At 69.9% G+C, this 22,615-nt stretch carries 16 protein-coding genes and 1 pseudogene; 9 read left to right on the top strand and 8 right to left on the bottom strand.

Going from position 1 to position 22,615, the window contains the following annotated elements:
- Positions 1 to 103 precede the first annotated feature (103 nt).
- On the top strand, positions 104 to 529 hold the full coding sequence (locus ACIQRL_RS13160) for an OsmC family protein (protein WP_401330947.1): 426 nt from the start codon (positions 104 to 106) through the stop codon (positions 527 to 529).
- 144 nt (positions 530 to 673) lie between these two features.
- Positions 674 to 2,551: a molecular chaperone DnaK gene (dnaK, locus tag ACIQRL_RS13155; RefSeq protein ID WP_401330945.1), complete on the top strand. Its 1,878-nt coding sequence runs from the start codon at positions 674 to 676 to the stop codon at positions 2,549 to 2,551.
- Positions 2,552 to 2,620: 69 nt separating this feature from the next.
- Here the strand turns inward: dnaK and ACIQRL_RS13150 are convergent, their stop codons facing one another.
- Positions 2,621 to 3,484, bottom strand: coding sequence for a helix-turn-helix domain-containing protein (locus tag ACIQRL_RS13150; protein ID WP_401330943.1), 864 nt, complete (start codon positions 3,482 to 3,484; stop codon positions 2,621 to 2,623).
- Between the two features lie 168 nt (positions 3,485 to 3,652).
- Entirely contained in the window at positions 3,653 to 4,489 is an 837-nt protein-coding gene (locus ACIQRL_RS13145) for a helix-turn-helix domain-containing protein (protein ID WP_401330941.1), read from the bottom strand.
- 27 nt (positions 4,490 to 4,516) lie between these two features.
- On the opposite strand from ACIQRL_RS13145, the gene ACIQRL_RS13140 reads away from it, so the two are divergent.
- The 3 genes from ACIQRL_RS13140 to ACIQRL_RS13130 all read left to right on the top strand — a co-directional run bounded on the left by ACIQRL_RS13140 (position 4,517) and on the right by ACIQRL_RS13130 (position 7,276).
- Positions 4,517 to 5,587: an ADP-ribosylglycohydrolase family protein gene (locus tag ACIQRL_RS13140; protein WP_401330939.1), complete on the top strand. Its 1,071-nt coding sequence runs from the start codon at positions 4,517 to 4,519 to the stop codon at positions 5,585 to 5,587.
- A 661-nt stretch (positions 5,588 to 6,248) separates the two neighbouring features.
- Positions 6,249 to 6,554 (top strand): 4a-hydroxytetrahydrobiopterin dehydratase, encoded by a 306-nt coding sequence (locus tag ACIQRL_RS13135; protein ID WP_401330937.1) that lies wholly within the window; start codon positions 6,249 to 6,251, stop codon positions 6,552 to 6,554.
- A gap of 5 nt (positions 6,555 to 6,559) precedes the next feature.
- Positions 6,560 to 7,276, top strand: a complete 717-nt coding sequence (locus ACIQRL_RS13130) for a methyltransferase domain-containing protein (protein WP_401330935.1) — start codon at positions 6,560 to 6,562, stop codon at positions 7,274 to 7,276.
- Between the two features lie 102 nt (positions 7,277 to 7,378).
- Here the strand turns inward: ACIQRL_RS13130 and ACIQRL_RS13125 are convergent, their stop codons facing one another.
- Positions 7,379 to 7,750: a hypothetical protein gene (locus ACIQRL_RS13125; RefSeq protein WP_401330933.1), complete on the bottom strand. Its 372-nt coding sequence runs from the start codon at positions 7,748 to 7,750 to the stop codon at positions 7,379 to 7,381.
- On the opposite strand from ACIQRL_RS13125, the pseudogene ACIQRL_RS13120 reads away from it, so the two are divergent.
- Together ACIQRL_RS13120 and ACIQRL_RS13115 are read left to right on the top strand one after the other, a co-directional pair.
- Positions 7,707 to 8,117, top strand: a pseudogene (locus ACIQRL_RS13120) (helix-turn-helix transcriptional regulator); the annotation flags it as partial. The gene ACIQRL_RS13125 and the pseudogene ACIQRL_RS13120 sit on opposite strands and share 44 nt — an antisense overlap.
- 87 nt (positions 8,118 to 8,204) lie before the next feature.
- Positions 8,205 to 10,076 (top strand): rhamnogalacturonan lyase, encoded by a 1,872-nt coding sequence (locus tag ACIQRL_RS13115; protein ID WP_401330931.1) that lies wholly within the window; start codon positions 8,205 to 8,207, stop codon positions 10,074 to 10,076.
- Between the two features lie 140 nt (positions 10,077 to 10,216).
- On the opposite strand, the gene ACIQRL_RS13110 is transcribed toward ACIQRL_RS13115, so the two are convergent.
- From ACIQRL_RS13110 to ACIQRL_RS13095, 4 genes are all read right to left on the bottom strand, one after another.
- Positions 10,217 to 11,668 (bottom strand): amidase, encoded by a 1,452-nt coding sequence (locus ACIQRL_RS13110; RefSeq protein ID WP_401330929.1) that lies wholly within the window; start codon positions 11,666 to 11,668, stop codon positions 10,217 to 10,219.
- Positions 11,669 to 11,793: 125 nt separating this feature from the next.
- Positions 11,794 to 12,375, bottom strand: a complete 582-nt coding sequence (locus ACIQRL_RS13105; RefSeq protein WP_401330927.1) for a hypothetical protein — start codon at positions 12,373 to 12,375, stop codon at positions 11,794 to 11,796.
- 153 nt (positions 12,376 to 12,528) lie between these two features.
- Positions 12,529 to 15,189 (bottom strand): cellulose binding domain-containing protein, encoded by a 2,661-nt coding sequence (locus ACIQRL_RS13100; RefSeq protein WP_401330925.1) that lies wholly within the window; start codon positions 15,187 to 15,189, stop codon positions 12,529 to 12,531.
- 170 nt (positions 15,190 to 15,359) lie between these two features.
- Positions 15,360 to 18,284, bottom strand: a complete 2,925-nt coding sequence (locus ACIQRL_RS13095; protein WP_401330923.1) for a glycoside hydrolase family 48 protein — start codon at positions 18,282 to 18,284, stop codon at positions 15,360 to 15,362.
- 255 nt (positions 18,285 to 18,539) lie between these two features.
- On the opposite strand from ACIQRL_RS13095, the gene ACIQRL_RS13090 reads away from it, so the two are divergent.
- Positions 18,540 to 20,024, top strand: coding sequence for a cellulase family glycosylhydrolase (locus tag ACIQRL_RS13090; RefSeq protein ID WP_401330921.1), 1,485 nt, complete (start codon positions 18,540 to 18,542; stop codon positions 20,022 to 20,024).
- An 11-nt stretch (positions 20,025 to 20,035) separates the two neighbouring features.
- Positions 20,036 to 21,754, top strand: a complete 1,719-nt coding sequence (locus ACIQRL_RS13085; protein ID WP_401330919.1) for a glycoside hydrolase family 6 protein — start codon at positions 20,036 to 20,038, stop codon at positions 21,752 to 21,754.
- Positions 21,755 to 21,783: 29 nt separating this feature from the next.
- On the opposite strand, the gene ACIQRL_RS13080 is transcribed toward ACIQRL_RS13085, so the two are convergent.
- On the bottom strand, positions 21,784 to 22,554 hold the full coding sequence (locus ACIQRL_RS13080; RefSeq protein WP_401330917.1) for a phytanoyl-CoA dioxygenase family protein: 771 nt from the start codon (positions 22,552 to 22,554) through the stop codon (positions 21,784 to 21,786).
- Between the last annotated feature and the right edge of the window lie 61 nt (positions 22,555 to 22,615).

Here is a 22,615-nt window from a genome sequence, read left to right as displayed (position 1 = left end):
CCCCGGCAGGTCGCCGCCCGATCCGCGGGGTGTACCGGGCCCGGGTGTGATCGGATGGGAGACACGGACCCCGGCAACGGGACCACACCCGAAAGGACTCATCGTGGCAACCACGCGCACCGCACACACCGTGTGGGAAGGCAACCTGCTCGAGGGCAACGGCGTCGTCACCTTCGACTCCTCCGGCATCGGCCAGCAGCCGGTGACGTGGGCGTCGCGGGCCCAGGACGCGAACGGCAAGACCAGCCCCGAGGAACTGATCGCGGCCGCCCACTCCAGCTGCTTCTCCATGGCGCTGTCGCACGCCCTCGCGGGTGCCGGCACCCCGCCCACCAAGCTCCTCACCAACGCCGACGTCACCTTCCAGCCCGGCGAGGGCATCACCGGCATCCACCTCACGGTCGAGGGAACGGTGCCGGGCCTCGACAACGACGGTTTCGTCGCGGCCGCCGAGGACGCCAAGAAGAACTGCCCGGTCAGCCAGGCCCTGACCGGCACGCCGATCACCCTGTCGGCGAAGCTCGCCTGACGTTCGTACGCCGATGCCGCGTCCTCCCCGCGGGGGCGCGGCATCGGCGTGTTTGCCCCCGTCGGGGCCGTCCGCGCCATTGACAAGCGGGAATGCGCGTCTTGTGCTTGAGGGCGGGCAGAGCCCTGGCGGAAGGGGACGGACATGGCACGTGCGGTCGGAATCGATCTCGGTACGACGAACTCGGTGGTGGCCGTACTGGAAGGGGGTGAGGCGACGGTCGTCGCCAATGCCGAGGGCGCGCGCACCACACCCTCGGTGGTGGCCTTCGCCAAGAACGGCGAGGTGCTGGTCGGGGAGGTCGCGAAACGGCAGGCCGTGACGAACGTGGACCGCACCGCGCGGTCGGTGAAGCGGTACATGGGCGATGTGACCTGGCGGTTTCCCGAGAAGGGCACCATCGACGGCACCCGCTACCGCGCGCAGGAGCTGTCCGCGCGCGTGCTGCAGAAACTGAAACGGGACGCCGAGGCCTATCTCGGCGAGGACGTCACGGACGCCGTGATCACCGTGCCCGCCTACTTCGACGACGCACAGCGCCAGGCCACCAAGGAGGCGGGCGAGATCGCGGGCCTGAAGGTCTTACGGATCATCAACGAGCCGACGGCCGCCGCCCTGGCCTACGGGCTCGACCGCGGGGAGGAGCAGACAGTCCTCGTCTTCGACCTGGGCGGCGGTACCTTCGACGTCTCGCTCCTGGAGATCGGGGACGGCGTCATCGAGGTCAAGGCGACCAACGGGGACACCCGGCTCGGCGGCGACGACTGGGACCAGCGGATCCTCGAACACCTCGCGCAGCGCTTCAAGGCCGCGCACGGCATCGATCTCGGACGCGACAAGATGGCGCTGCAACGTCTCCGCGAGGGTGCCGAGAAGGCCAAGATCGAGCTGTCCTCGGCCACCGAGACCAACGTCAACCTGCCCTACATCACCGCCACCGCCGAAGGCCCGCTGCACCTCGAGGAGAAGCTGACGCGTGCTCAGTTCCAGGAACTGACGGCCGACCTGCTCGACCGCTGCAGGACCCCCTTCCACCAGGCCGTCAAGGACGCCGGTGTGAAGCTCTCGGCGGTCGATCACGTCATCCTGGTCGGCGGGTCCACCCGCATGCCCGCCGTCACCGACCTGGTGAAGGAACTCACCGGCAAGGACCCGCACAAGGGCGTGAACCCGGACGAGGTCGTGGCCGTCGGCGCCGGACTCCAGGCCGGGGTGATCCGGGGAGACGTGAAGGACGTGCTGCTCCTCGACGTCACCCCGCTGTCCCTCGGCATCGAGACCAAGGGCGGCATCATGACCACGCTCATCGAGCGCAACACCACGATTCCCACCCGGCGTTCGGAGATCTTCACGACGGCCGCCGACAACCAGCCGTCGGTCGGCATCCAGGTCTACCAGGGCGAGCGCGAGATCGCCGCGTACAACAAGAAGCTCGGGGTCTTCGACCTCACCGGTCTGCCTCCCGCGCCGCGCGGGGTCCCGCAGATCGAGGTCGCCTTCGACATCGACGCCAACGGGATCATGCACGTCTCGGCGAAGGACCTGGCCACCGGGCGCGAGCAGAAGATGACCGTGACCGGCGGATCGGCGCTGCCCAAGAACGACATCGACCGCCTGGTGCGTGAGGCCGAGCAGTACGCCGAGGAGGACCGGCGCCGCCGGGAGGCCGCTGAGACCCGCAACCACGGCGAGCAACTCGTCTACCAGACCGAGAAGTTCGTCCGCGAGAACGACGAGCGCGTCCCCGCCGACACGAAGACCGAGGTCGCCTCGGCGGCCGCGGAACTGAAAGAGCTCCTGGAGGACTCCTCCACCGACACGGCGGCCCTGCGCGGCGCCATCGAGAAACTGGCCACCGTCAGCCAGCAGATGGGCCAGGCCATGTACGCCCGGGCCCAGCAGGAGTCGGCACAGGAGGACCAGCCCGCCACCGAGCACGCTCAGGGCGAGGACGAGGGAGTGCTGGACGCCGAGATCGTGGACGAGGAGCGGGACGGGACCGCCAAGGACGGTGCCGCCTAGATCTATCGCAGGTCCCGGGCCACCCGACAGGGTCGCTCGTCCCGGCGGGCCCGCGAGACCGGGGCCCGCTCAGTACCGCTCGCGGCACTCCCGCAGGAGTTCCTTGGTGCGGTGGGCGGAGGCGGAGTGGGCCGACATGTGGTCCAGCACCTCCAGGTGCAGAGCCACCTCCTCGCGCGCGTCGAGGTACAGGGCGCCGGTCACGTATTCGCTGTACACGATGTCCGGCAGCTCCCGCTCGGCGAAGCGGAACAGCGCGAAGGAGGTGTACGTCCCCGGGTGCGGGCCGGCCGCGAACTCCGCCACCTGGAGCGTCACATGATCGAGCTCGACCCATTCGAGGAGCCGGTCCATCTGCTCGCGCATGACCTCACCCCGGATGCTGACGGGACGCAGCAACGCCGTCTCGTCCATGATCACCCAGAGGTGGGGAGGGTTCTCACGGGTGAGCAGCGCCTGTCGCTTCATGCGCAGTGCCACATGCCGGTCGATGGCGCCGGGGCCCGTCTGCCCGACCGTCCCGGCCTCCAGCACGGCCCGCGCGTACTCCTCGGTCTGCAACAGCCCCGGCACGAAGTGCGGTTCGTACGAGCGGATGAGCTGGGCCGCGCCCTCCAGGCTGACGTGCATGCTGAACCAGTCAGGCAGCACGTCGTGGTACCGCTGCCACCAGCCGGGCTCGTTCGCCTCCTCGGCCAGCGCGACGAAGACGTCCGCCTCGTCGTCGGCCACCCCGTACGTCGTCAACAGCACCTGCACGTACGGGATCTTGAGGGCGACCTCGGCCGTCTCCATGCGTCGCACGGTCGCCGGCGCGACCCGCAGGACACGCGCCGCCTCTTCCCGTTTCAGGCCCGCGACCTCGCGCAACTCCTGGAGCCGTCGCCCCAGAACCACCTGCCCCACCGTGGGTGCCGGCCGCCGCTCACTCACGCCACGCCTCCCCACGCGCCGAAGTATGCGTGCAGTGTGCCATGTCTGTGGAGAACCATCAGAGGTTGACCCCAACACGACGGCATCCAGGGTGATGTGAGATCCATCGACCCTGACGGGTGCCGAGCTCCGCGACCGGATGACCGGCACCGGATCGGTGACGGTTCATCACTCGTACTGTGAATGAAGGTACTTGACCGTCGCCGGGTCCGCCGGGAGGAGCGTCTCGATGGCCAGCTCGGCGACCGTCACGTCCATCGGGGTGTTGAACGTCGAGATGGACGAGACGAACGACAGCACCCGGCCGTCGTGCTCGATCCGCATCGGCAGCGCGAACCGCGGGGCGGACCCGAGCGACTCGTCGTCCTCGACCGCGTCCCGGTCCGGGACCGGATAGGCCGCCACCTCCTCGTACAGCGCGCGCAGCGGCCGCGAACGGCGCAGCGCGATCTGCCGTTCCATCTGGGCGAGCAGGTGGTTCCGCCAGGTGCGCAGATTGCGGATACGCGGCGCCAGGCCCTCCGGGTGGAGGGCCAGCCGCATCGCGTTCAGCGGCGGCACGAGGAGCCGTTCCGGGACGCCGTCCAGCAGCATGGCGATGCCGCGGTTCGCGGCGAGAACGTCGTACGTCGCGTCGACCACCAGCGCCGGATACGGCTCGTAGCACTGGATCAGCCGCTCGACGCCCTCACGCAGCGCGTCCATCGAGGGGTCGTCGAGCGGGGTCTCCGGATAGTGCGGGGCGTAACCGGCCGCGAGCAGCAGCGCGTTGCGCTCGCGCACCGGCACGTCGAGGTGTTCGGCGAGCCGCAGCACCATCTCCTCGCTCGGGCGGGAGCGGCCCGTCTCGATGAAACTGACGTGCCGGGCCGAGGAGCCCGCCCGCAGCGCCAGCTCCAGCTGACTCACCCGCCGTTCCTCGCGCCAGCCGCGCAGCAGCGGCCCGACACCCTTCTCGGCGGAGGCACTTGAGACGGCGGCGGCACGGGACGGGACAATGCGCATACGAGGACCGTAGTCGAGGAGTGGCACGTGAACGACTTGTGGAACCTGTCCTGGGAGGCGGAGGCCCTCTACCGGGCACGCGTCCGCGGCTGCCTGCTGGGCGGCGCGCTCGGCGACGCCCTCGGCTATCCCGTCGAGTTCGACTCCCTGGACCGGATCCGCGCCGCGCACGGACCGCGCGGGGTGGCCGGACCCGTCCCCGACGCCGACGGGGTGGTGGGCCGGATCAGCGACGACACCCAGATGACGCTGTTCACGGTGGAGGGCCTCCAGCAGGCGCACGCCCGCGAGCGGCTCAAGGGGATCGGGGGCGGCTGGTCACGGCTGGTGCGCTGGGCGTACGGCCGGTGGCTCGACACCCAGTCCGAGCCGGGACCCGGCCTGGACGTCAAGGGCGGACTCGCCGCGCAGACCTGGCTGTACGCCCGCCGGGCACCCGGCAACGCCTGCCTCTCCGGGCTCGGGGAGCAGGACCACTGTCCCGACCCGATGAGCGAGCTCGGCCCGCCCGGACCCGTCAACCCGGACTCCAAGGGGTGCGGCGCGGTCATGCGCTCGGCGCCGTTCGGGCTGAGCCGCGCCCCGGCCGGGACGGTGTTCGGCATGGCCGCCCGCTGCGCCCAGATGACCCACGGCCACCCCACGGGGTACTACGCCTCCGGAGCCCTCGCGGCGATCGTCGCCCACTTGGTCGCCGGGGACTCCCTGGAAGGCGCCGTCCTGCGCGCGCTGCGGCTGCTCGCCCGCCACCCCGGGCACGAGGAGACCACGGCCGCCCTGAACCGCGCCCTCGACCTCGCCTCCGAAGGCGCTCCGACCGCCGAGAAGGCCGAGTCCCTCGGCGCCGGCTGGATCGCCGAGGAGGCCCTGGCCATCGCCGTCTACTGTGCCCTCGCCGTGCCCCGGGTCACCGACGCCCTGCTCCTGTCCGTGAACCATTCGGGCGACAGTGATTCCACCGGCGCGATCTGCGGCAACCTCCTCGGCGCCCGGCACGGCGACCACGGGCTCCCCCAGGAATGGCTGGAACGGATCGAGGGCCGCGCCACGATCACGCTCCTGGCGGACGACTTCGCGACGGAGTGCGTACGCCGGTGAGCGCCCGGTCAGCCGGCCCCGCCCCTCCCGGACACCGCCGCACAAGCGTGTCCCCGGCCACCGCCGACGGTCCACCCCGGGCCCGGATCGCTGATCCAGCCGGGCCGCTCCAGGCGTTCCGCGCTCGTCGGGGCCAGGGGCGGGCCACATGCCGGTTCGGGTCCGCGGGTGGTCCGCCCCGGGCCCGCATCGCTGATCCAGCCGGGCCGCTCCAGGCGTTCCGCGCTCGTCGGGGCCAGGGGCGGGCCACGCGCCGGTCCGGGTCCGCGGGTGGTCCACCCCGGGCCCGCACCGCTGATCCAGCCGGGCCGCTCCAGGCGTTCCGCGCTCGTCGGGGCCAGGGGCGGGCCACGCGCCGGTCCGGGCCCGGCGGCGATCCGCCGGGGCCGGCCGCTGCCGGGTCACCACGAGTCGGGCCGTCGCCGAGCCACCCCGGACTCCGGGCCGCCTTCGGACACCGTGGCCGGGCGGTCGGCGATGCGCCCCGGGCCGGGCCGTCGACGGGCCGTCGACGTGGCAACCGGGTCGGCCACGAGCCGAGCCGCGCCGCTCGCGCCGTGCCCGCCTGCCGGGTGCGGCTGTGGCACGCTGGCAAGGGCCTCACCCTGTACTCATCGCCCCACCCCGCACATCTCACCCGCCGTACGAAGGGATCCGTTCCATGGCCGTCGAACCGCTGGCACAGAAGGAGATCGACGAACGGCTGGCGGAGTTGCCCGGCTGGTCGCTGGAAGGGGACCGGCTCGCCCGTACCTACCGGCTCGGCTCGCACTTCGCGGCGACCGCGATGGTCGTGCACATCGCCCAGGTGCAGGAGGAGCTCGACCACCACTCCGACCTCACCCTCGGCTACAACACGATCGCCCTCACGGTGAACACGCACAGCGTCGGCGGCGCCGTCACCGCGCTCGACTTCGATCTCGCCCGCAGGGTGGAGGCGCTCGCACCGGGACACGGCGCAAACTGACCTCTGTGCTGGACTACGACAAGGAAGCGGACAGGTACGACGCGACGCGGGGCGGTGAGCCAAGGGCCGCCGCGGCCGCGGACGCCGTGCTCGCGCTGGTCCCCTCCGCCGCCCGCAGCCTGCTCGACCTGGCCTGTGGCACCGGCATCGTGACGCGCCGGCTCGTCGCGGGGCGGCCCGGGCTCAGGGCCACGGGCACGGACGCGGCCTACGGCATGGCACGCCGGGCCGCGGCGCGCCTGCCGGGATCCGTCGTCCTCGCCGACTGCCGTCGGCTCCCCTTCCCGAACGGCTCGTTCGACGCCGTCTCGGCGATCTGGCTGCTGCACCTGCTGGGCGACGCGGGTCCCGTCGTCGCCGAGGCCGCACGGGTCCTGCGCCCGGGCGGCGTGTTCGTCACCACCGTCGACAAGGCCGCGGCCCATCATGTCGGCAGCGACATAGACGCGTTGGCCGCGCCCTATCGCGCCGAGCGGGCCACGGACGAAGCCGAACGCGTCACGGCGTACGCCGCCGAACGCGGCCTGCTCCGGAGCGGCACGGCCCGCTTCCGGGGCCACGGTCAGGGCAGGACACCCCGCCGCGTCGCCCACCACATCCGGGCCGGCGAGCTCTACGCGGCCGGCGGCCCCCGACTCGCCGACCGTATCGAGGCCTTGCCGGACCCGGATGTCCCGCGTCAGGAACCCGAGTTCACCTTGCGGGCGTTTCGCAAGTCTTGAACCCGTCTGAACTCACACGTACGCGACCGAAGTCGATGAAACCCCGGTCCGGCACAGGTCAGACGGCCTGCCTTCGGGTGAACTGCATGGTGCGGGCGTTGCTCATGCGCGGTCCCCCGTGGTTCCCTCGGGCAGCGAGTCGTTCAAGTAGGCCTCCAGGTCGGGTACTTCGGAGGCGAGAAGGTGCCGCACCCAGGCGTCCCGCTCGTGCAGGATCGGCGGCAGTTCCCAGACGCAGCCGATCCACGGGAGGTCCGGGACGATGAAGTGGGCCGGGTCCCGGTCGGGGCAGCCCAGCACCGGCTGGCCCGCGGCGGCGCATTGGAAGTGCAGGACGTTGTCCCACACCGAGCTGTACGCGTTGAGGTAGGCGCTGCCGTCACCGCCCCGGTGCAGGACGACGAAGGTGGCGGGCGGGGTGCCGTCCGAGAAGGCGGGCCGCTGGTATGTCGTCGCCGGTCCGGGGCCGCGCACGTTCCGGGTGGACCAGATCCTCGAACTCGCCGCCTCCGACGAGGAGTTCGCGCGACCCGAAGGATTCGACCTGGCGGCGTACTGGACGGCGTACCAGCGGGACTTCCACGAGCGGCTGCACCGAGCGGAGGCAGTCGTCCGGATCGCGCCGGGAACCCGGCTGAGCGGACCCGCCGGGCAAGCGGTGACGCTCAACGGCCGTACGGAGAACGACGGCTGGACGCGTGCCACCGTCCCCATCGAGTCGGAGGACCAGGCCCACGACGACTTCCTGCGGCTCGGGACGGCGATCGAGGTCCTGGAATCGCCCGAACTGCGCGCCCGCATCGCCGGAACCGTCGCCGAACTGGCCCGCAGATACGCGTAGAGAGCGCTTGCTGCGAGGCGGCAACTCCCTTGTGGGCGGCGGCGACTGAGAGGGCGGAAGCATCTGTCCTCTCAGGAGGTATCCATCGTGCAGCACCCGCAACGGCAGCACCGCAGACGCGCGATCGGCTCGGCCCTGGCGGCCGCCGCCCTGATCGCCGCCGGACTGAGCGCACTTGGCGCGGGTCCGGCCCAGGCCGCCACGGCGAGACAGGTCGAAGCCCTGGACCGGGGAGTCGTCAGCGTCCACACCGACAGCGGCAACCTGGTCAGCTGGCGCTGGCTCGGCACCGACCCGAACGACGTGTCGTTCAACGTCTACCGCGCCGGTACGCTGGTCAACTCCGCCCCGATCAGCGGCTCCACGAACTATTTCCACTCGGGCGCGCCCGCCCAGGCCGACTACACGGTCCGCGCCGTCGTGAACGGCGTGGAGCAGGGTGACTCGGTGCACGCCGTCCAGTTCCGTACGGGCTACAAGGACGTTCCCATCACCCCGCCCGCCGGCGGCACCACCCCCGACGGGGTCGCGTACACCTACGAGGCCAACGACGCGTCCGTCGGTGACCTCGACGGCGACGGGCAGCTCGACTTCGTCCTCAAATGGCAGCCGACGAACGCCAAGGACAACTCCCAGTCCGGCTACACCGGTGACACGATCGTCGACGGCATCAAGCTCGACGGCACCCGCCTGTGGCGCGTCGACCTGGGCAGGAACGTCCGCTCGGGCGCCCACTACACGCAGTTCCAGGTGTACGACTACGACGGCGACGGCAAGGCCGAGGTCGCCATGAAGACGGCGGACGGCACGACGGACGGGCGGGGCACGGTGATCGGCAGTTCCTCGGCCGACTACCGGAACTCCAGCGGATACGTCCTCTCGGGCCCCGAGTACCTGACCATGTTCAACGGGCAGACGGGCGCGGCCATGGGCACCGTCGACTACGTCCCGGCGCGCGGCACGGTCTCCTCCTGGGGCGACTCCTACGGCAACCGGGTCGACCGGTTCCTCGCGGGGACGGCCTACTTGGACGGCTCCCGGCCCTCCCTCGTCATGGCGCGCGGCTACTACACCCGTACCGTCATCGCCGCCTGGGACTGGCGGGCCGGCGCCTTCACCCGGCGCTGGACCTTCGACACCAACTCCTCGACCAACAGCGGCAAGGGGTACGACGGGCAGGGCAATCACCAGTTGTCCGTGGCCGATGTCGACGGTGACGGCAAGGACGAGATCGTGTACGGCTCGATGGCCGTGGACGACAACGGCTCCGGACTGTGGACCACCAAGAACGGCCACGGAGACGCGATGCACGTCGGCGATCTCGACCCCTCCCGCGCGGGCCTGGAGGAGTTCAAGGTCGACGAGGACTCCACCAAGCCGGCCTCGTGGATGGCGGACGCGAGGACCGGCGCGATCCTGTGGTCGACGGCCGCCGACGGCGACAACGGCCGGGGCGTGTCCGGCGACGTCTGGGCCGGCAGCGCGGGGGCCGAGTCCTGGTCCTCGCACGCCGACGGCGTCCGCAACCCGCAGGGCACGGTCGTGGCCACCCGCAAGCCCGGCAGCGTCAACTTCCTGTCCTGGTGGGACGGGGACACGGTCCGCGAACTCCTCGACGACACCCACATCGACAAGTACGGCACGTCCGCCGACACCCGCCTGCTGACCGGCTCGGGCGTCCATTCCGACAACGGCACCAAGGCGACGCCGTGCCTGTCCGGCGACATCCTCGGCGACTGGCGCGAGGAGGTCGTCTGGCCCACGACGGACAACACGGCCCTGAGGATCTACTCCACCCCGTACGAAACGACCACGAAGATCACCACACTCCTCCACGACACCCAGTACCGTACGGCCCTGGCCTGGCAGAACACGGCCTACAACCAGCCGCCGCACCCGAGCTTCTTCATCGGCAACGGCATGGCCACGGCGCCCCGGCCGACGGTGTACACACCGTGAACCGGGAAGACGTTCATCCGCGGTGAGATGAAAGGCGGCCGTCCGACGTGTCCGGACGGCCGCCGCATTCATGAGCCGATCGCCCCGGGGAGGATCAGGGGAGGACCAGGGGAGATCCAGGGACACCCGGCAATACGCCCCTACTTCTGTGCCCGGAAGCCGCCGATCCTCTCCTCGAGCAGTTCGGCCAGCCGCAGCGGGGTGCGGTCCTCGAACATCGGACCCATGAGCTGAACCCCCACCGGCAGCCCCTCGGGGGACCGGTCCGCCGGTACTGCGGTGGCGGGCAGGCCGGGCATGGTGGGCAGACCGGCCCAGACGAGCTGGTCGAAGTACGGGTACTCGACGCCGTCGATGTCGAGGCAGCGTTCCCTCGGATCGGGGTTGTGGTCGTGCGGGAACGCGGGAGTGGGCGTGACGGGACACACCACGGCGTCGAACTCGGCGAAGAACTGCCGCCAGCCGTGGCGGTGGAGCTCGCGACGGCTGTTCGCCTCGATCCAGTCGCGGTGGCTGAACACCATGCCGCGCAGCCGCGCCGCGTCGAGACTCCGGTCGTCCACGCCCAGTCGGGCGGCGCGGGCCCGCAGTTCCTCGTACGCTTCGATGGGAAAGCGCGCGACGGAGCCCGAGAACAGCAACTGCGTGTAGAGCAACGCGGCTTCGGTCAGATCGGGCAGCAGCGGACTGTGCCGTTCGACGCGGGCGCCGCCGTCGACAAGGGCGTCGGCCACCCGGTTCACGCCCGCCCGCACAGCGGCCCCGGTGGGGATGAGCGGATGCTGGTCGAGGACCAGGACCCGGAAGTCGCTCAGCCGTTCGTGGCGCGCGGGCGGGAGCGTCACCTGGTGCGCCACACCCAGCGTCAGCGGGTCCGGTCCGGCCATCACGTCGAGCAGAAGCGTGAGGTCGCGGGCAGTACGCGCCATCGGGCCGACGACGGCGAGGTCGAGGTCGACCGGCAATGCCGGCGTGGGCGGCGGTACCATACCGCGGGCCGCCGCCAGCCCGAGTGTCGGCTTGTGCGCATAGATGCCGCAGAAATGCGCGGGGGTGCGCAGCGAACCGGCGAGGTCGGAGCCGATGGACAGCGCGCCGAATCCGGACGCCAGGGCCGCCGCTGATCCGCCGGAGGAACCACCCGGCGTGCGGCCGTGATCCCACGGGTTGTTGGTGGTGCCGTAGATCTCGTTGAAGCTCTGGATATCTTGCAGCCCAAAAGGCACATTGGTCTTACCCAGCACCACCGCGCCCGCGGCCTTGAGCCGCGACACCTGCACCGCGTCCTCGGCCGGCATGTAGTCCCGGTGTTGCGGCATGCCCCAGGTCGTGGGCAGCCCAGCCATGTTGTAGGACTCTTTGACCGTCACCGGAATACCGAGCAGCGGCCGGTCCTCGCCGCGGGCGCGAGCCCGGTCGGCACCGCGCGCGGCGGCCCGCGCACGGTCGAAGTCCGGCACACAGATCGCGTTGATCGCCTTGTCGTCCCGCTCGATTCGGGCGATCGCGGCGTCGGTCAGTTCCGCCGAGGTCACTTCACCGGCACGTAAGTCAGCCGCGAGTTCTTCGGCCGTCCGTAGATTCCCATTCATGAATCCGACCGTAGGGGCCTCTGGGAGAGGTCACGAAATGCCACTCGACGCAACGGGACGGACCTCTTGATCCTCGTCGTGTCCCAGGTGATGTCGAGTGGGCTGTCTCTGCGAGGGCGTCGGCGTCAGCTGTAGGTCCAGCGCCAGCCTCCGGAGCGGTACGAGCAGGTGATCCTGGTGCCGCCCGCGGTGGTCGTGCTGGCGCCGTGGTCGCTGTTGCGGCAGTACTGGCCCGCCGAGTAGCAGTTGCCGGCGTTGGAGGTGATCGAGCAGGTGCTGACGCTGGTGCCGCTGCCGCTGCCGCTGCCGCTGCCGCTGCCGCTGCCGCTGCCGCCTCCGGAGCCGCCGCTGCCTGAGGCGGCTCTCGCGGTGACGGTGACGCTCACCTTGACCGTCTTCGTCGCGGTCACCGTCGGTGCCGGCTTCGGCTTCGCGGTCGCCGTTGCCGTCGCGGTGGCCGTCGTCGTGATGGTGACGGTGGGGGCCGGCTGCACCTTGGCGGCCGCGGCCTTCGTGGTGTTCTTCTGGCCGCTGTCGTTGCCACTGCTGTCACCGCCGCCGGCGCCGATGCCGACGAGGAACGCGAAGGCGATCGCGGGCAGTACGTAGCGCTTGCGCGCCCAACGCGGTCCGGCCGGCCGCGGTGCGGGCCCGGGCGGCACGGGCGCCCGTCCGTATCCGTACGGCGGCTGCTGGTTGTACGACATGGTCCCCCCAGGGATGGTTCGTGGTGGGGCGACGATATCGGGCGATGTGAAGAGAGTGTGAGTGGAAAGTGAAGGTGGTGACGTAGTTGTGATCATCCTGGGTGGGGCGCGCGTCCGACGGACACGCGCCCCTGTGGGTGGCGGACGAGAAGGTCAACTCACCGCGCAGGTCTGGTCCCCCAGTTTGAAGGACCCGGGATTCGTGTTGGCCCCCGTCCAGCTCCCCGTGAAGCCGAAGCCCACGGTCGACCCCGGTGCCACGTGCGCGTTCCAGGTCAGGTTCTTCGCCGTGACGGTCGCGCCCGACTGGGTGTAGTCGGCGTTCCAGAGCTGGGTGATCTTCTGGCCGTCCGGGAAGGTCCAGCCCAGTGTCCAGCCGGTCCAGGCGGTGGAGCCGGTGTTGGCCAGTGACACGTCGGCCTGGAAACCACCCGACCACTGGTTCGTGATCTTGTACGTCACCGTGCAGGCCCCCGTCGGTGGCGGCGTCGGGTCCGTACCGCCACCCCCGCCACCGTCCCCGGTGTCCGAGCTGTCGCCGTAGACGATCCCGCGCCCGTTCGTCGCGACGTACACCCGCCCGTATATCCGCGGGTCCCCGGTGATGGCGGCCCCCGTCCAACCCCACTGGTGGGCATCGTCGTTGATGCGTGTCCAGGTCGCGCCCTCGTCCGTGGAGCGGAAGATCCCGCGGACGCCCCCGATCTTCGCGCTGCTGTAGAGCGTCTGGTACGAGGCACCGGTGGCCGCCTTGCCGAAGCCGATGGTGTCGGCCTGCTCGACGTTCGACAGCTTGACGAAGTTCGCGCCACCGTCCGTCGAGTGCCACAGTCCGTACGCGCCGTCGCTCGCGCCGCCCGCGAGCCAGACATCGCCCTTGGTGCCCGGCAGCGCCTTGAAGCGCACGCTGTCCCCGCTCGGCAGACTGCCGGCCGAGGACGCCGTGAAGGTCGCGCCGCCGTCCGAACTGACGTAGAACGTGCCCGACTTGAAGCCGTAGAACGTCTTCGGGTCGACCCGGTCCGACTCGACGACCGCGCCGGAGGGGATGCCGCTCGACGCGGACCACGACGTACCGAACCCGGTGGTGTACCGCACCCCGGTGCCGGCCGGGCTCCACACGAAGCGGCTGCCGTCGGAGGCCGCGGCGACCGTTCCGCCGCCGGTGACTCCCGAAGGGTCGCTGCCCGCGAACCAGTTGGCGCCGTTGTCCGTCGAGAAACCGATGTGCGGCCCGGAGTCGAGGTTGCCGACGCGGACCACCGTGTTCGGGTTGGACTCGGCGTAGTCGAGGCTGGTCGTGGTGGTGAGGTTCGGCGAGGTGTACATCATCGACGGGACCTTGGTGAGGTCCCTGTGCCGGAAGCCGCCGATGTCACCGAGCGCGCTGAGGAGGGGGGCGCCCGACGGGGGCGAGGCGAGGTCGTTGACGGCCGTCTCCTCCAGACCCTGGACCATGGGCTTGACGGTGAACTGGCTTCCGGTGTCCCAGTTGGTGAGGTTCTCGGTGCCGTAGATCGTCGCGCCCGTCCCGTACATCATCCGGGCGGAGTCGAACGGGTCGATCTCCAACCCCTCGGTCATCCAGCCGAGCTTGGGCGTCTGTTCGGGCGGCGAGGGATTCGCGCCGAAGGTCAGCCAGGGCACGGACGAGACGTCCATCGTGTAGCGGTTCGAGCGGTTGGGGTACGACGTGTAGTCCCACGCCTTGGTCCAGGTCCCGCCGCTGTCGGTGGACCGGAAGATCTGGGTGTCCGGCCACCAGGAGCTGTACGCCGTCGCCATCACGGTGCCGGGGTGCTGCCGGTCGACACTCAGCCCGCTGAACCCGTAATAGGTGTCGGCCTCCGCGACCGGACTGATGTTCGTCCACGTCCCGGTCCGGGTCGCGTACCGCCACAACTGGCCCTTGCCGCCGTCGTACGGGCCGCCCTTGTCGCTGTAGGCGAGATAGAGGTAGCCGTTCACCGCGTCGAGGACGCCTTTGTGGGCGAGGTAGCCGGTGGGCTGACCCGCGAGCCGGGACCAGGTCGCCCCGCCGTCCGTCGAGCGGTAGACCGCGTTGTCCTTGTCGGCGACCCCCACGTAGATCGCCTGCGTGGCGCTGCCCGAGGTGCCGGTCGACTCGTCGAAGGTGACCCACACGATGCCCTGGTTGTCGGAGGCGTAGCCGCTGGTGTCGGTCGCGTCCTGCACATAGTCGCCGACGTTCGGGAAGCCGGTGACCTGCGACCAACTGGCTCCGGAGTCCGTGGACTTCCACAGGCCCTTGCCGCTGGGCGCGCCGAGATACAGCACGTTGTTCTTGTTGGGGTCGACGGCCAGCCGCTCACCCATGCCGCGTCCGGGCATGTTGCCGCCCAGCTTGAAGGGAAGGTCGGCCTTCTGCCAGCTCGCGCCCCGGTCGGCGGAGCGCAGAACGGCCCCGTTCGTCGGGTCCCAGCTGTTGGTGTACGTGCCGACCGCCGCGTACACGTTGTTCGGGTCGACGGAGTCGGAGGCGAGGCTGACGACGCCGGAGTGGCCCCACTCGTTCCAGCCGACCGAGTCGAGCAGCGGGGTCCAGCTCTTGGACGCCTGGACCCAGCGATAGGCGCCTCCGATGTCCGTACGGGCGTAGGCGAGGTTCTTCTCGGAGCGGTTGAAGACGATGCCGGGAACGAAGCCGCCGCCGTCGATGCGGGCGTTCTTCCAGGTGTACGTGTCGGCCGCGACGACTGCCGTGGGGGAGCTCGCGGCCAGTGCGGGCGGGGTGCCGGCCAGCAGTCCGGCGGCGAGGGCGAGTACGGCCGTGAGGATGCGGGTTCTTCGCACGGTGGGTCCTCTCCGGAAACGATGGGGGAAAGGGGAGGAAAAGGAGGGAATAGCAACGGAGTTGGGGCGGAACATGTGATGGCCGGGCGGCCCTCAGTGCGGTGAGGGGCCGCCCGGCCGGTGGCCCTGCCGTCAGGGACAGGGCCGCGTACGCGGAGCCACAGCGGGGACTATTCGAGAAGCTCCGCGTACGAACCCATGGCGAGGGCGATGTCCGCCTGCGCCCAGAACCGGTGGTACGTGAAGGAGGGCGCGGCGCCGCCCGCCAGATAGCTCTGGATCTTCGACCAGGCCGGGTCGTTCTTGTAGAAGGACCGCAACGAGGCGAAGGTCGAGGCGGAGTTGACCGCGTCGCCGTTCGGCATCGTGCCGGTGAAGGTGCTCGGCACGTACACGCTGTCGTTGAAGCGGTTGTAGTCGGCGCGGGTCTCCGGGACGGCTATGCCCAGACCGTCCTGGTAGTTGTTCCACATGCCGTCGAGGAGCGCCTTGGCCGTCGTCTTCGCCTGGGTGTTGCCGGACTTGGCGGCGTAGTACGACAGGGTCTTGGCGTACGCGGCGGCCACCCCGACGTCGTTCGTGTAGTCGGCTACGGTTACGTGAAGTCCGCTGTTGGCGCCGGGACTTGACGCGTTCCAGGTGTCCGGGGCGCCGGACCACTGGAGCGTGGAGGGGATCTGGTAGGTGCCGTCCGGGTTGATCGTGGTCTTGGACAGTGCCCAGGCGACCCACTTGTCGAGGACCGCCTTGGCGCTCGCGTTCCCCGTCTGCTGGTAGTACTCGGCGACCCGCTCCATGGACCACGCCTGGAAGCCGAACCACTGGTTGGACGGCGGGTCGTGGTACACCGGCTGCTGGTCGTAGTACATGCCGTAGAAGGTCGGCGTCCCGGCGGGAGGCGTCGCGTAACGGCCGGCCCAGCTGTTGGTGGCGCCGCCCGCGATGGCACCCTCGTTCGACTGGAGCCAGCGGTAGAACTCCAGTTGGCGGGTCAGCGAGGTGGCCCAGTCCGAGGCGCCCGTCGCCGACTTGGGCTTCAGGTCGGCGTTGGTGCTGAGCGCGTAGGCGGCCAGCGGGTTCTGGTAGCCGCCGTGGGTGTGGCTGGAGCCGATGCGCCAGGCCCAGCCCGCCGAGGTGTCGTTCGCGCCGCCCCAGGCGTAGTACCAGGAGAGCAGATAGTGCGAGGCGTCCTTGCCGGTACCCGCAGGGCAGGTCGTCGGTCCGACGCAATTGCCTATTTTCTTGAAGTACTTGTCGTACATGGCGTAGCGCAGATAGTCGCCCATCTTCGCCGCCTTGCCGACGGTCGTCGAGACGTCGGCGCTCTTGCCCTGCGCCTTGGCCCACACATCGGCCCAGTAGGCGGCCTGCACCGCACGCGCGTCGGCGTCCGGAGCGTCCGTGTACTTCCACTGCTTCGCGTACGAGGAGTCCCCGGTGAAGAGGTCCAAGTACCCGTTCTTGCCGCCGTACTTGAAGGCGTCGCAGGTCGGCTGCGGCACCGTCTCCCACACCGACTCCTGCGCACCGCGCTGGAAGGTGTTGATGTACGACGGACCGGTCGCGGTCGGACCCGCCTCGCACTTGCCGGGCTCGTTGCCGTAGCCGTAGGTGTTGTCCACGTCCTGGAGCCAGTGCATGCCGTAGACGTCGTCCGTGCCGTACGCGCTCTTCAGCTCGGCGGCGATCGGGTCGGAGCCGACCGAGACACCGGTGTCGAGCTTGGCCGGATACTCGTTCGGAGTGTCGAGCTCGGGCGCGTAGGTGGCCGGCTTGGAGGCGTTGTAGAAGGAGTTCGTCGGCTGGTCGGCGTGGGTGGGGATCATGTACGTCTCCATGGTCGTCCACGCGGCGTTGAACTTGGACCAGTCGCCGGTGACCTTCCCGTACATCGCCTGCAGCCAGATCAGATAGCTGTACGCCTCCGACGTCGTCTCGTGTCCCTGGTCGGGCGCCTCGACGATCAGTGTCTCCACCGAGTGGTAGGGAATGCCCTCGGGGGAGAAGTAGCCGTTCGCCGGGTTGGTGATCTTGCCGTACAGGTCCAGGAAACGCGCGTCGTACGCCTTCGTCGCGGCCAGTTCCGTCACGGTGACGGTGGCCTTGGCCTGGCCGGTCGCCGAGGCGGTGAAGGTCGCGGACCCCGTGCCCGAGGCGTCGGCGGTGATCGTCACCGTCTGGGCCGTGTTCCAGTTGGACGGAGTGAAGGTCAGACTCGAACCGCCGGTCACGGACAGCCCGGTGTTCCCGTCCGTGCGGGCCACCGCCACCGTCACGTTCGCGCTCGGCTGCGTCGAGAGCTTCACCGCGAATGTCCCCGACTTGCTCTGCTGGACGCCGAGTTGGGTCGGCGATGCGACGATCGCGGGTCCCGCCGCGACCGTGATGCCGGCCGGCGTGGACTCCGCCGACGCGCCCAGGCTGTCGTAGGCCTTCGCGAGGAGGGAGTGACTGCCGACGGCCAGTCCGGACGCGGACAGCGTGAACGGTGAGCTGGTGTCGGTGCCGAGCAGGGTCGTGTCGTCGTAGAACTCGACCTTGGAGACGGTCGCCCCGTCCGCCGCGGCGGCCGTCGCGGCCAGCGGGACGGCGTCGCCCTGGGTGTAGACGGCTCCCGCCGCGGGGCTGGTCAGCACGGTGACCGGCGGTTGATGCGCACCGGTGCAGGTGGTGCCGTTGACGGCGTAGGACGCGGGCGCGGTGTTGGTGCCGCTGTAGGTGAACTGGGCGCCGGCGGTCACGGCGGTCCCGGCGGCGATCGTCCCGTTCCACGCCGCGTTCTTCGCGGTGACCGTCCTGCCCGACTGGGACCAGGTCCCGTTCCAGCCGTTGGTGAGCGTCTGGTTGCCCGTGTAGGCGTACGTCAGGGTCCAGCCGTTGATGGCGTCGGTGCCCCGGTTGGTGATCGTCAGATCCGCGGTGAAGCCGGAGCCCCAGTCGTTGGTCTTGTAGTCGACGCTGCACTGAACGGTGGCCGCGTGTGCGGGAGTCGTACCGGTCGCCAGAGTCGCGAGCGGAAGGGCGAGAGCCGCCACTACGGCGGTCCACAGGCGCCGTGAACTGCGGCGACGTCTCCATCGAGGGCTGGGATCCATGGTGCTGGTTCCTCCTTGCGGCTCGGAGAATGGGGGGAGGAGCAACAAGCCTTGAACCAGTGGGAGCGCTCCCATATTGGAGAGAGGGGTGTGAGGGGTCAAGGTGCTTGAAGAGTCGAAATGATTCGATTGATCGACAGTGCAACTCCTCTGTCCAACAACGGAACTTGGCGCTAGCTTCATCGGCACCAGTGGGAGCGGTTCCATCAGTCGACGCGTCGATCACGGCGCGTCAGAGCTGCAAGGAGTCGCTTCATGCGTCACCCCCCGCGTTTGTCCCTCTTAGTGATCGGCGCCGCGGTCGCCCTTGTGGGCACGGCCGTCGCGCCGGTCGTCACGGCCTCGGGAGCAACGCCCGCGTGCACGGTGGAGTACTCGGTCACCGGCCAGTGGGACACCGGCTTCCAGGGCGCCGTGAAAATCACCAACAACATGGCGGCGCTCAGCAGTTGGAGTCTCGGCTTCGACTTCTCCGGTGGTCAGAAGGTCACCCAGGGCTGGAGCGCCAAGTGGTCCCAGTCCGGTACGACGGTGACCGCGTCCAACGAGAGCTGGAACGGCTCGCTGGCCACCGGCGCGAGCGTCAGCGCCGGGTTCCTCGCCTCCTGGTCGGGAAGCAACGCGGTGCCGACGGCCTTCCGGCTCAACGGCACCACCTGCAATGTGGACGCCCAGCCGACGCCCACGCCCACACCCACCCCGACCGACCCGCCGCCGACCGGCGGTGAGGCACCGAAACTGCACGTCTCGGGCAACAAGCTGGTCGACTCCGCCGGAGCCGGCCGCAGGCTGCTCGGCGTCAACCGCTCCGGCGGCGAGTTCATGTGCGTCCAGGGCTACGGCTTCTTCGACGGTCCCGTCGACGACGCCTCCGTCAAGGCGATCGCCGACTGGAAGGTCAACACGGTCCGCATCCCGCTGAACGAGGAGTGCTGGCTGGGCCTGTCCAACGTCAAACCGGAGTACGCCGGCGCCAACTACATCTCCGCGGTCAAGGACCTGGTGGCCAGGGTCGAGGCGCACGGCATGACCCCGGTCCTCGATCTGCACTGGACGTACGGCCAGTACACGGGCAACTCGGCGGGCTGTTCCGACGTGCACGCCACCTGCCAGAAACCGATGCCCGACGCGCAGTACACCCCGTCCTTCTGGTCCTCGGTCGCGAGCACCTTCAAGGACGACCAGGCGGTCGCGTTCGACCTGTTCAACGAGCCCTACCCGGACCGCGCGACCTCCACGACCACCCAGGCGTGGACCTGCTGGCGCGACGGCGGCACCTGCCCCGGCATCTCCTACCCGGTCGCCGGAATGCAGAGCCTGGTCGACGCGGTACGCGGCACCGGCGCGAAGAACCTGATCCTGGCCGGCGGTCTCGCGTACTCCAACGACCTGAGCCAGTGGCTGACGTACAAACCGAGTGATCCCACGGGCAATCTCGTCGCCGCGTACCACGGCTACAACTTCAACACCTGCGCGAGCGAGAGCTGCTGGAACTCGACACTCGCCCCGGTCGCGGCCCAGGTCCCCCTCGTGGCGGGGGAGATCGGGGAGAACACCTGCTCCCACTCCTTCGTCGACACCGTCATGAAGTGGTTCGACGACCGGGGGCTCTCCTATCTCGGCTGGACCTGGAACACCTGGGACTGTTCCTCCGGTCCGTCGCTGATCTCGAACTACGACGGAACTCCGACCTCCTACGGCATCGGGCTGCGCGACCACCTGCGCGCCCTCAACGGATAGGGAACCCGCACATGAGCCGCGCAAGAACAGCACTCCTCGGGGCACTCGCCCTGATCGCCGCGGGATCGGGCGCCGCCTCGGCGGTCCCCGCGGACGTCGGCACCAAGGCCGTCGCCGCCATCCCCTGCACCGTCGACTACAAGGTGCAGAGCCAGTGGGACACCGGCTTCACCGCCGCCGTCACCGTCACCAACAACAGCGCCGCCAAGTCCAGTTGGTCGGTGAAGTGGGCCTACGCCGGCAACCAGAAGGTCACCAGCTACTGGAACACCAAGCTCACCCAGAGCGGCACCGCCGTCACCGCGAACAACGAGACCTACAACGGCACCCTGGCCACGGGGAGTTCGGTCAGCTTCGGCTTCAACGGCTCCTACAGCGGCACCAACGCGCTGCCCACCGCCTTCACGCTGGACGGCGTGACCTGCAACGTCGACGACGGCAGTGGCGGCGGGGGAGGCGGAGGCGGCACCGACCCCTCGGGCAAGGTCGACAACCCGTACGCCGGCGCCAAGGTGTACGTGAACCCGGAGTGGTCGGCGAAGGCCGCCGCCGAGACCGGCGGCAGCCGGATCTCCAACCAGCCCACCGGCGTCTGGCTCGACCGGATCGCCGCGATCAACGGCTCGTCCACCAGCATGGGCCTGCGCGCCCACCTCGACGCGGCACTCGCCCAGAAGGGCACCGGCGAAGAGGTCGTCCAACTCGTCGTCTACGACCTGCCCGGACGCGACTGCGCCGCCCTCGCCTCCAACGGCGAACTCGGCCCGACGGACATCGACAAGTACAAGACGCAGTTCATCGACCCGATCGCGGCGATCCTCTCGGACAGCAAGTACGCCTCGCTGCGGATCGTCACCACCATCGAGATCGACTCGCTGCCGAACCTCGTCACCAACACCGGCAGCCGCGCCACCGCCACCGCGAACTGCGACACCATGCTCGCCAACGGCAACTACGTGAAGGGCGTCGGCTACGCGCTCGCCAAGCTCGGCGCGATCCCGAACGTCTACAACTACCTCGACGCCGGCCACCACGGATGGCTCGGCTGGGACGACAACTTCGCCCCCGCCGCCACCCTCTTCAAGCAGGCGGCGACCGCCGAGGGCGCGACGGTGAACGACGTCCAGGGCTTCATCACCAACACGGCGAACTACAGCGCCCTGAAGGAGAACAACTTCACCATCAACGACACGGTGAACGGCACCTCGGTGCGCCAGTCCAAGTGGGTGGACTGGAACCGCTATGTCGACGAGCTCTCCTTCGCGCAGGCCTTCCGCACCCAGCTCGTCTCGGTCGGCTTCAACTCCGGTATCGGCATGCTGATCGACACCTCCAGGAACGGCTGGGGCGGCACGGCCCGGCCCGCCGGACCCGGCGCGACGACCAGCGTCGACGCGTACGTCGACGGAGGGCGCTACGACCGCCGTATCCACATCGGCAACTGGTGCAACCAGTCGGGCGCCGGCCTCGGCGAGCGGCCGCAGGCGGCACCGGCGACCGGCATCGACGCCTATGTGTGGATGAAGCCTCCGGGCGAGTCCGACGGCTCCAGCACGGCGATCGCGAACGACGAGGGCAAGGGCTTCGACCGGATGTGCGACCCGACGTACACGGGCAACGCCCGGAACGGGAACAGCCTCTCCGGCGCGCTGCCGAACGCCCCGCTCTCCGGGCACTGGTTCTCCGCCCAGTTCCAGGAGCTCATGAAGAACGCGTACCCGGCCCTGTGACCGGCTGAGCACGCGCGGTCCGCCAGGGGTCAGCTCCCCTTCCCCAGCCCCTGGCGGATCGCGAACTCCACCGCCGAGTAGTCCCCGTCGGCCCGCTCCAGCTCCAGGGGCACCGCCGGGGCCAGCGGCGGCTGCGCCATGAACCGGGGCCGGCTCCCGTGGTGCGGCTGCGCCGCGTGCACCAGGAACGGATGACACAGGTACACGTCGCCGGGCCGGCCGGTGGCGTACGCGACCGGCCGGTGCGCCGACGCCTCGACCAGCCGCGGCGCGATGTCCAGCCCCGAGACCCCCTCCTCCCCGTACGGCTCCAGGAGCGGCGGCACGTCCAGATGCGAGCCGACGCGGATGCGGGTCGGGGCGTCCTCGGGGCCCACGTCGGTGAACAGGAACAGCATCAGCAGCGCGCGATCCCTGGACCGCAGATTGGTGTGGTACCAGGTCGCGCCCGCGGGCAGATAGCTTCCCTCGATGTGCCAGCCCGCGTCGTCCGGCTCCTGTTCGTGCGGGAAACGCAGCGGGAAACTGCCCAGCGAGTAGCGCGGCTCCCAGCGGCCCTCCCCGAGCAGCAGATCGAACGCCTCGTGCAGGGCGGGCGAGTTGACGGCGGCGGCGAAGGGGCCCTGGGCCATCCCGGAGATCCAGCGCACGGGCTCGGTCCAGGTGGCGGGATCCTCCGGGGAGCAGCCCGTCTCCTCCCACAGCAGCCGGACGCAGTCCGATGCGACCCGGGGCGGGAAGGCGCCCTCGATCCGCACGAAGCCGTCCTCGAGGAAGCGCTCCAGCGTGACGTCGTCCATGCGGCCATGCTCGGTGACGGGTCCCCGCGGGCGCATCCGGTTTTCCGGCGGCGCTCTCTTT

This window comes from Streptomyces sp. NPDC091209, assembly GCF_044757755.1.
Lineage (GTDB): Bacteria > Actinomycetota > Actinomycetes > Streptomycetales > Streptomycetaceae > Streptomyces.
The sequence above is the reverse complement of the archived record's forward strand: the minus strand, read 5'-3'. Positions and strand labels throughout refer to the sequence as shown.

Excerpts from the sequence above, each read along its gene's own strand:
- dnaK (WP_401330945.1), top strand. The coding sequence starts at position 674 with ATGGCACGTGCGGTCGGAATCGATCTCGGTACGACGAACTCGGTGGTG.
- ACIQRL_RS13145 (WP_401330941.1), bottom strand. The coding sequence starts at position 4,489 with ATGCGCATTGTCCCGTCCCGTGCCGCCGCCGTCTCAAGTGCCTCCGCC.
- ACIQRL_RS13135 (WP_401330937.1), top strand. The coding sequence starts at position 6,249 with ATGGCCGTCGAACCGCTGGCACAGAAGGAGATCGACGAACGGCTGGCG.
- ACIQRL_RS13110 (WP_401330929.1), bottom strand. The coding sequence starts at position 11,668 with ATGAATGGGAATCTACGGACGGCCGAAGAACTCGCGGCTGACTTACGT.
- ACIQRL_RS13105 (WP_401330927.1), bottom strand. The coding sequence starts at position 12,375 with ATGTCGTACAACCAGCAGCCGCCGTACGGATACGGACGGGCGCCCGTG.
- ACIQRL_RS13095 (WP_401330923.1), bottom strand. The coding sequence starts at position 18,284 with ATGGATCCCAGCCCTCGATGGAGACGTCGCCGCAGTTCACGGCGCCTG.
- ACIQRL_RS13090 (WP_401330921.1), top strand. The coding sequence starts at position 18,540 with ATGCGTCACCCCCCGCGTTTGTCCCTCTTAGTGATCGGCGCCGCGGTC.
- ACIQRL_RS13085 (WP_401330919.1), top strand. The coding sequence starts at position 20,036 with ATGAGCCGCGCAAGAACAGCACTCCTCGGGGCACTCGCCCTGATCGCC.
- ACIQRL_RS13080 (WP_401330917.1), bottom strand. The coding sequence starts at position 22,554 with ATGGACGACGTCACGCTGGAGCGCTTCCTCGAGGACGGCTTCGTGCGG.